The organism is Alkalibacillus filiformis, from assembly GCF_030814115.1.
Classification (GTDB): Bacteria; Bacillota; Bacilli; order Bacillales; family Alkalibacillaceae; genus Alkalibacillus; species Alkalibacillus filiformis.
Genome location: NZ_JAUSUP010000028.1, coordinates 1 through 1,520, shown reverse-complemented (window position 1 = coordinate 1,520; position 1,520 = coordinate 1). Strand labels below are relative to the sequence as shown.

Here is a 1,520-nt window from a genome sequence, read left to right as displayed (position 1 = left end):
TTCTGTTTGCCCGGCATGGGTGAGCTCTAACGGGTGAAAGTCCCGAGTGCGACCTAGTAGCGGTAAGCACATAGTCAAAGGCAAGGGTGTCCACGGTGACGTGGAATCTGAAGGAAGCCCTAGACAAACCTCTGGTTTGACGTACAGAAACCATATAAGAGGCAACGTATGAGGATAAGACTGCAGAAGAAGTTGAAGTCCTATAGCTACTCATATCATACGGTGTAAATATGGCAGATAGATGGAGTGAAAGAGCTCACACCTTAACCGGGGAGGTCTCAACACCTACACCAAAGACTTGTAGTGATATAAGTTTGGGTGGTGAGAAGTCAGCCGAAGCCGTAGTAGTGAAGACGTCTAACGAAAGTTAGAAAGAGCGAAGGGCTGAACAATTTTATGGTTATGGAAATCTTGATTGGAAGAGGAAAAAGACCACTGGCATACCGCGTTAAAGTGGATACCAACTTTACGAGAAGGAAAGGAAGTAACAAGCATGTATGACGAGAAACTTTTAGACAGAATTCTAAGAAAGGATAACCTTGACCAGGCACAGAAACAAGTCATTAAAAACAAAGGTGCCGCAGGTGTAGATGGTATAACAATCAAAGAATTACCATCACACATGTTGGAAAACAAAAAGGATATTATCCGCCGAATCAAACAAAGAGAGTACCAACCATCCCCAGTTAGAAGGGTCGAAATTCCTAAAGATGATGGGGGAGTTCGACTATTAGGTATCCCAACCGTAGTTGATAGGGTTATCCAACAAGCTATAACCCAAGTTCTCACTCCTAAATTTAATCAACAGTTTCATGAACACAGTTATGGGTTTAGACCAGGACGAAACGCTGAAATGGCAATACGTCAGTCGCTTGAATTTATGAATGAAGGTTACGAATGGGTGGTGGATATAGACCTTGAACGTTTCTTTGATACGGTCAATCATGACCGTCTAATGAACCTAATATCGAGAACAGTGAAAGACGGTGATGTCATCTCACTCATCAGAAAGTTCCTAGTAAGTGGAGTGCAACTCGATGAAGGATATAAGGAGACAATCATAGGAACACCGCAAGGTGGTAATTTATCCCCTCTGTTAAGTAACATCATGTTGAATGAATTAGACCAAGAGCTTGAAAACCGAGGACTCCGTTTCGTTAGATACGCTGATGATTGTATCATCATGGTTAAAAGCGAAATGTCTGCCAATCGTGTTATGCGATCGGTATCAAAGTTCATCGAAGAAAAGCTTGGCCTAATCGTCAACACAACGAAATCAAAAGTGACAAAACCCAATAATCCTGACCTAAAGTTTCTTGGTTTTGGCTTCTTTAAAGACTACCAAAGTAATGAGTATAAAGCAAAGCCACACCAGAAATCGGTCGAAGCGTTCAAATATAAACTGAAACAGCTAACAAAAAGAAATTGGAGTGTAGATACGAAGTATCAAGTGATGCGGATTAACCAACTCATAAGAGGCTGGGTTAATTACTTTAGGATAGGTTATATGAAAAGCCTAC

The 1,520-nt window shown here is 41.4% G+C and carries 1 protein-coding gene; it reads left to right on the top strand.

Features of this window, described 5'->3' with window-relative positions:
• Positions 1 to 493: 493 nt before the first annotated feature.
• A partial coding sequence (gene ltrA, locus J2R98_RS14445; RefSeq protein ID WP_307070208.1) for a group II intron reverse transcriptase/maturase occupies positions 494 to 1,520 on the top strand: 1,027 nt, incomplete at its 3' end.